Below are 7,476 nucleotides of genomic sequence, written 5' to 3'. Positions count from 1 at the left end.
CGCGGGAATGGCGCCAGAAGCGCGCGCGGCGGCAGGGATTTCGGAAACGCTGCTGCGTATCTCCACCGGTATTGAAGATGGCGAAGATTTAATTGCCGACCTGGAAAATGGCTTCCGGGCTGCAAACAAGGGGTAAACATGAGTGTGATTGCGCAGGCAGGGGCGAAGGGTCGTCAACTGCACAAATTTGGTGGTAGTAGTCTGGCTGATGTGAAATGTTATCTGCGTGTCGCAGGCATTATGGCGGAATACTCGCAGCCTGATGACATGATGGTTGTTTCAGCCGCAGGCAGTACCACTAACCAGTTGATTAGCTGGCTGAAGTTAAGCCAGACCGATCGTCTTTCTGCGCATCAGGTTCAGCAGGCGTTACGTCGCTATCAGAGCGAGCTGATTAGCGGTTTGTTACCACCAGAAGTGGCCGACGGCCTGATCGGTGCGTTTATTCACGACCTGGAGCGTCTGGCCGGATTACTCGACAGCGGCGTGAACGATGCCGTTTATGCTGAAGTCGTCGGACACGGTGAGGTATGGTCGGCGCGTTTGATGTCCGCTGTCCTTAACCAACAAGGTCTGGAATCGGCCTGGCTGGATGCACGCGATTTTTTACGTGCGGAGCGTAGCGCTCAGCCGCAGGTGGATGAAGGTCTCTCCTACCCATTGTTGCAGCAACTTCTGGCGCAACATCCGGGTAAACGCCTGGTCGTTACCGGCTTTATTAGCCGTAACAACGCCGGTGAAACGGTACTGCTGGGGCGTAATGGTTCTGACTACTCGGCAACGCAGGTTGGCGCGCTGGCCGGGGTTTCCCGCGTAACCATCTGGAGTGATGTCGCCGGGGTTTACAGCGCGGATCCACGTAAAGTAAAAGATGCCTGCCTGCTACCGCTGCTGCGTCTGGATGAAGCCAGCGAACTGGCGCGTCTGGCGGCTCCGGTTCTCCATGCCCGTACCTTACAGCCGGTTTCCGGCAGTGATATTGATCTCCAACTGCGTTGTAGCTATACGCCTGAGCAAGGCTCAACGCGTATTGAACGCGTGCTGGCTTCCGGGACCGGGGCGCGTATCGTGACCAGTCATGACGACGTCTGCCTGATTGAGTTTCAGGTTCCCACCGGTCAGGACTTTAAGCTGGCCCATAAAGAGGTCGATCAGATTTTAAAACGCACCCAGGTGCGTCCGCTGGCGGTCGGTGTGCATCCCGATCGCCAACTGCTGCAATTTTGCTATACCTCCGAAGTCGCTGACGGCGCGTTGAGAATTCTTGATGAGGCCGGATTGCCGGGCGAGCTGCGTCTGCGCCAGGGGTTGGCGCTGGTGGCGATGGTCGGGGCGGGCGTCACCCGTAACCCGCTGCACTGCCACCGCTTCTGGCAGCAACTGAAAGGTCAGCCGGTCGAATTCACCTGGCAGTCGGAGGAGGGCATCAGCCTGGTTGCCGTACTGCGTACCGGACCGACGGAGAGCCTGATTCAGGGTCTGCATCAGTCAATTTTCCGCGCGGAAAAACGAATCGGCCTGGTGTTGTTCGGGAAGGGGAATATTGGATCACGTTGGCTGGAGCTATTCGCCCGTGAGCAAAGTACGCTCTCGGCGCGTACCGGATTAGAGTTCGTGCTGGCGGGCGTGGTCGATAGCCGCCGTAGTCTGCTGAATTATGAAGGGCTGGATGCCAGTCGCGCGTTGGCCTTCTTTGATGATGAGGCAGTGGAGCAGGATGAAGAGTCATTGTTCCTGTGGATGCGCGCCCACCCGTATGATGATTTAGTGGTGCTGGACGTAACCGCCAGCGAGCAGTTGGCGGATCAATATCTGGATTTCGCCAGTCACGGTTTCCATGTTATCAGCGCTAACAAACTGGCGGGTGCGAGCAGCAGTAATAAGTATCGCCAAATCCATGATGCGTTTGAAAAAACCGGTCGTCACTGGCTGTATAACGCCACCGTGGGCGCAGGTTTGCCGATCAACCATACCGTGCGCGATCTGATTGATAGCGGAGATACCATTCTGTCGATCAGCGGGATCTTCTCTGGCACGTTGTCGTGGCTGTTCCTGCAATTTGATGGCACGGTGCCGTTCACCGACCTGGTGGATCAGGCGTGGCAGCAGGGGCTGACCGAACCAGACCCGCGGGTGGATCTTTCCGGCAAGGATGTGATGCGCAAGCTGGTGATTCTGGCGCGTGAAGCGGGTTACGACATCGAGCCGGATCAGGTTCGCGTGGAGTCGCTGGTGCCTGCGCATTGTGAAGAAGGCTCTATTGACCATTTCTTTGAAAATGGCGATGAACTGAACGAGCAGATGGTGCAGCGTCTGGAAGCGGCGCGTGAAATGGGGCTGGTGCTGCGCTATGTGGCGCGTTTTGACGCTAACGGTAAAGCACGTGTGGGTGTTGAAGCGGTACGTTCTGAGCACCCGCTGGCGGCATTGTTGCCGTGCGATAATGTGTTCGCCATTGAAAGCCGCTGGTATCGCGATAACCCGCTGGTGATCCGCGGACCTGGCGCAGGCCGCGATGTGACCGCCGGAGCCATTCAGTCGGATATCAACCGCCTGGCGCAGTTGCTGTAGTTTGCGTTGCCGGATGGCGCTTACGCTTATCCGGCCTGGCTATGACACGAACCATAGGCCCGCGAAGCGGCAGCGCCACCGGGCAAATCTCACCGCTGGCCTGTTGTTTTAGCCTCTGTGGGAGGCAAACATCTCTTTCGCGGCGAACAGACCATTCAACGCGGCCGGAAAGCCAGCGTATACGGCCATCTGCATAATCACTTCGACGATCTCATCCTGTGTTAAGCCAACGTGTAATGCCGCGCCAATATGCACTTTCAACTGCGGGGCGGCATTACCCAGCGCCGTTAACGCCGCGACGGTAGCAATCTCTCTACTGCGTAAATCCAATCCCGGTCTTGAATAGATGTCGCCAAAAGGAAATTCAAGCAGGTAGCGGGCGAAGTCTGGCGCAATATCTTGCAGACTTTCGATGACCGCATCGCCCCCTTTACCATCCACTTTTTGCAGCATCTTCTGACCGGTAATAAAGCGTTCTGAATGCATAATCTCTTCCTCATTTGTCTGGTATATAGCCTGAGGATAGAGCGTGCAGAATGATTGGGATAATACCGTTTCCGTGATACCTTTTTGGTATGACAACATCGCCTTTGCACTCTCTGGATATTCGTCTGCTGCGTTACTTTTCCGTAGTAGCGGAAGAGAACAATATGAGCCGGGCGGCGCAACGTTTATTTATGTCGCAGCCGCCGCTGAGTCGCCACATTCGCCAGCTTGAAGAACGTCTGGGGATGACGCTTTTTGTCCGTCATACCCGTGGGCTGACGCTGACGGAAGACGGTCTGCGCGTACTTGAAATAGTGCGCCCAGTGCTGACGATGTACGAAGAAACCTGCGCGACGTTGAGCCAGTTAGCGCAAGCTGGGGAGCACTCTCTGCGCCTGGGGCTAAGTACGGCGTTTGAACAAGGTGTTTTTGCTCCGCTTGAATCGCAGCTACACGAGCGTACGGAGAGGCTACATATTGTTCGTCATGGTTCGCCTGAGCTGGTGCGTCAGGTTCGTCGGGGAAAACTGGATGCAGCGCTGGTGGCGTTACCGCTTGAGACTCCCGGGCTTACCGTCATGCCACTCGGCTGGCAAGAGCCGATGATTGCCGCATTACCCGCGATCTGGCCAGAGGCGAGCCTGCCGTCACTCTCATTAATGACGCTGAACCACCGACCACTGTTCTGGTTTAAACGCGAACGGAATCCTGCCTTTTTTGATTACACCCGACATATTTTTCGCCGCGCCGGTTACTCTCCAGCCTGTATTGAAGAGCCGCTGGAACATGACGTGCTGCTGGCGCGGATCGCGCATGGCGACGGTCTGAGTTTACTCCCAGCCTCCTTTTCCGCTATCCAGCGTCAGGGCGTGATATTTCTGCCGCTTACCGATTCCGAATTGCGTATCCACGTGGGACTGGTAATGCTGCCTGAGAGCGAAGCAACGTTGCAGTGGTTGCAGACGGTTGTGAACCAATCCCTCGGCCTTTCAGGTTGATGTGAATTATTTTCACGTTGACTGAGTATTCCTCACCTTTAACGATGATTTTTGTGTTGACGCCAGCGTGCTTTTCCGTCATTTTTACATCTAGACGTCTAAACGTATAGCAGTTCACAACACAACATATAACGACAAAAGATTGATGAGGTAAGGTATGAGCTTTTTTCACGCCAACCAGCGGGAAGCGCTGAATCAGAGTCTGGCCGAAGTACAGGGGCAGATTAACGTTTCTTTCGAATTTTTCCCGCCGCGCACCAGTGAAATGGAGCAAACCCTGTGGAACTCTATCGATCGCCTGAGCAGCCTGAAGCCGAAGTTTGTTTCAGTCACTTACGGTGCAAACTCTGGTGAGCGCGACCGCACGCATAGCATTATTAAAGGGATTAAGGATCGCACCGGGCTTGAAGCGGCACCGCACCTGACCTGTATTGATGCGACCCGCGATGAGCTGCGCACTATTGCTCAGGACTACTGGAATAACGGTATTCGTCATATTGTTGCCCTGCGCGGTGACCTGCCGCCGGGGAGCGGTAAACCGGATATGTATGCCTCTGACCTGGTGACTCTGCTGAAAGACGTTGCGGACTTTGATATTTCCGTTGCGGCTTACCCGGAAGTGCACCCGGAAGCGAAGAGCGCTCAGGCCGATCTGCTGAACCTGAAGCGTAAGGTTGATGCCGGTGCGAACCGCGCGATCACCCAATTTTTCTTCGATGTAGAAAGCTACCTGCGTTTTCGCGATCGCTGCGTGTCTGCGGGTATCGATGTGGAAATTATTCCGGGCATCCTGCCGGTATCTAACTTTAAACAGGCGAAAAAATTTGCCGACATGACCAACGTTCGCATTCCGGCGTGGATGTCGACCATGTTTGCTGGCCTGGATGATGATGCGGAAACCCGCAAGCTGGTGGGCGCAAACATCGCCATGGATATGGTGAAAATTCTCAGTCGCGAAGGGGTGAAAGATTTCCATTTCTATACTCTCAATCGCGCCGAAATGAGCTACGCAATTTGTCACACGCTGGGAGTAAGACCGGCATAATCAGTATGTCAGCCCTCTGCGGAGGGTTTTTTATTGATCATTTTGATCTACATCTCTGTAACTAAAAATATAAAAGGATCTGGCTATCGAATCTGTGGGTTATTTCGACTATATCTAATCTCTGGTGGTGTATATCGTAGTCATAACACTGTAAAGGGAGCATATAGATGAGCATGTCCGACGATAGCCAGAACGCATCAACTGCCGGTAAGTGTCCTTTCCATCAGGGCGGGCCGGATCACAGCGCGGGAGCAGGAAGAAATAACCGCGACTGGTGGCCTAATCAACTCCGCGTTGATCTTTTGAACCAACATTCCAATCGTTCGAACCCGCTGGGTGAGGACTTCGACTACCGCAAAGAATTTAGCAAACTTGACTACTCTGCCCTGAAAGGGGATCTCAGAGCCCTTCTGTCCGAATCTCAACCGTGGTGGCCTGCTGACTGGGGCTCTTATGCCGGTTTGTTTATCCGTATGGCATGGCACGGCGCAGGGACCTATCGTTCCATCGATGGACGCGGTGGCGCGGGTCGCGGGCAGCAGCGTTTTGCACCACTGAATTCCTGGCCGGACAACGTCAGCCTGGATAAAGCGCGTCGTCTGCTGTGGCCAATCAAGCAGAAATATGGTCAGAAAATCTCCTGGGCCGACCTGTTTATTCTCGCCGGTAACGTGGCGCTGGAAAACTCAGGCTTCCGTACCTTCGGTTTTGGCGCGGGTCGTGAAGACGTCTGGGAACCGGATCTCGACGTAAACTGGGGTGATGAGAAAGCCTGGCTGACTCACCGTCACCCGGAAGCGCTGGCGAAAACCCCGCTGGGCGCAACCGAGATGGGTCTTATCTATGTTAACCCGGAAGGGCCGGATCACAGCGGCGAACCGCTTTCTGCGGCCGCGGCGATTCGCGCGACCTTCGGTAACATGGGAATGAACGACGAAGAAACCGTGGCGCTGATTGGCGGCGGTCATACGTTAGGTAAAACTCATGGCGCAGCACCTGCCTCCCACGTTGGGGCCGATCCTGAATCTGCGCCGATCGAAGCGCAAGGCTTAGGCTGGGCCAGCAGCTACGGTAGCGGCGCGGGTGCAGACGCGATTACTTCCGGCCTGGAAGTGGTCTGGACGCAAACGCCGACCCAGTGGAGCAACTATTTCTTCGAGAACCTGTTCAAATATGAGTGGGTGCAGACTCGCAGCCCGGCAGGTGCTATCCAGTTCGAAGCGGTGGATGCGCCAGAGATTATCCCCGATCCGTTTGATCCTGAGAAAAAACGCAAGCCGACGATGCTGGTCACCGACCTGACGCTGCGTTTCGATCCTGAGTTCGAAAAGATCTCTCGTCGTTTCCTTAACGATCCGCAGGCGTTCAACGAAGCCTTTGCCCGTGCGTGGTTTAAACTGACGCACCGCGATATGGGGCCGAAAGCGCGTTACATCGGACCGGAAGTGCCAAAAGAAGATCTGATTTGGCAAGATCCGCTGCCGCATGCGTTCTTCAACCCAAGCGAAGAAGATATCCTTAACCTGAAGGCGACCATTGCGGCTTCCGGGCTGTCAGTAGGCGAGCTGGTTTCGGTGGCATGGGCTTCTGCATCGACCTTCCGCGGTGGGGATAAACGTGGCGGCGCGAATGGCGCTCGTCTGGCGCTCGACCCACAGCGTGGTTGGGATGTGAATGCTACCGCAGCACGCGTACTGCCCGTGTTAGAGGGTATCTATAAATCAGCCCATACCGCGTCGTTGGCCGATATTATCGTGCTGGCTGGCGTCGTAGGCGTGGAGCAGGCCGCAAGCGCTGCGGGTGTCAGCATCAATGTTCCTTTTGCGCCGGGCCGCGTGGATGCGCGTCAGGATCAAACGGATATTGAGATGTTTGAACTGCTCAAGCCAATTGCGGACGGCTTCCGTAACTATCGTTCTCGCCCTGACGTATCAACCACTGAGTCTTTGTTGATTGATAAAGCGCAGCAGCTGACGCTAACCGCACCGGAAATGACCGTGCTGGTGGGTGGTATGCGCGTACTGGGCACCAACTTCGATGGTAGTCAGCACGGCGTCTTTACCGATCGTCCTGGCGTACTCAGCACTGACTTCTTCGTCAATTTGCTGGATATGCGTTACGAATGGAAAGCGGTTGATGAGTCACAAGAGCTGTTTGAAGGCCGTGACCGTCTGAGCGGCGAAGTAAAATACACCGCAACTCGCGCCGATCTGGTGTTTGGTTCTAACTCTGTACTGCGTGCAGTGGCTGAAGTTTATGCCTGCAGCGATGCGCACGAGAAGTTCGTGAAGGACTTTGTGGCGGCATGGGTGAAAGTGATGAACCTGGATCGTTTCGATCTGCTGTAAACAAAAACCCCGGATGGCGCTTGCGCGT

6 protein-coding genes are annotated in these 7,476 nt (G+C 55.1%); 5 read left to right on the top strand and 1 reads right to left on the bottom strand.

Annotation, left to right across the window (positions count from 1 at the left end; genetic code table 11):
- Both KQJ18_RS09860 and metL read left to right on the top strand, forming a co-directional pair.
- The coding region (locus KQJ18_RS09860; protein ID WP_216421894.1) for a PLP-dependent transferase at window positions 1–136 on the top strand (136 nt) is incomplete at its 5' end.
- Between the two features lie 2 nt (window positions 137–138).
- Complete coding sequence (gene metL / locus KQJ18_RS09855; RefSeq protein WP_069324857.1) at window positions 139–2,571, top strand: bifunctional aspartate kinase/homoserine dehydrogenase II; 2,433 nt, start codon at window positions 139–141, stop codon at window positions 2,569–2,571.
- Window positions 2,572–2,679: 108 nt separating this feature from the next.
- On the opposite strand, the gene KQJ18_RS09850 is transcribed toward metL, so the two are convergent.
- The gene (locus tag KQJ18_RS09850; protein WP_185656487.1) at window positions 2,680–3,057 is read right to left on the bottom strand and encodes a carboxymuconolactone decarboxylase family protein; all 378 of its coding nucleotides are present in this window, start codon (window positions 3,055–3,057) and stop codon (window positions 2,680–2,682) included.
- A gap of 89 nt (window positions 3,058–3,146) precedes the next feature.
- Between KQJ18_RS09850 and KQJ18_RS09845 the strand changes: the two genes are divergently transcribed.
- The 3 genes from KQJ18_RS09845 (at window position 3,147) to katG (ending at window position 7,448) form a co-directional block, all read left to right on the top strand.
- A complete protein-coding gene (locus KQJ18_RS09845) occupies window positions 3,147–4,055 on the top strand; it encodes a LysR family transcriptional regulator (protein WP_185656486.1) in 909 nt (302 codons plus the stop codon).
- 157 nt (window positions 4,056–4,212) lie between these two features.
- Window positions 4,213–5,100 (top strand): methylenetetrahydrofolate reductase, encoded by an 888-nt coding sequence (gene metF / locus KQJ18_RS09840; protein WP_038636049.1) that lies wholly within the window; start codon window positions 4,213–4,215, stop codon window positions 5,098–5,100.
- Between the two features lie 167 nt (window positions 5,101–5,267).
- Window positions 5,268–7,448, top strand: coding sequence for a catalase/peroxidase HPI (gene katG, locus KQJ18_RS09835; RefSeq protein WP_069324853.1), 2,181 nt, complete (start codon window positions 5,268–5,270; stop codon window positions 7,446–7,448).
- Window positions 7,449–7,476 lie beyond the last annotated feature (28 nt).

The organism is Citrobacter sp. S55_ASV_140 (assembly GCF_018919505.1).
Taxonomy (GTDB): domain Bacteria; phylum Pseudomonadota; class Gammaproteobacteria; order Enterobacterales; family Enterobacteriaceae; genus Citrobacter; species Citrobacter werkmanii.
Note: the sequence above shows the minus strand (reverse complement) of the source record. Positions and strands in the feature narration are given on the sequence as shown.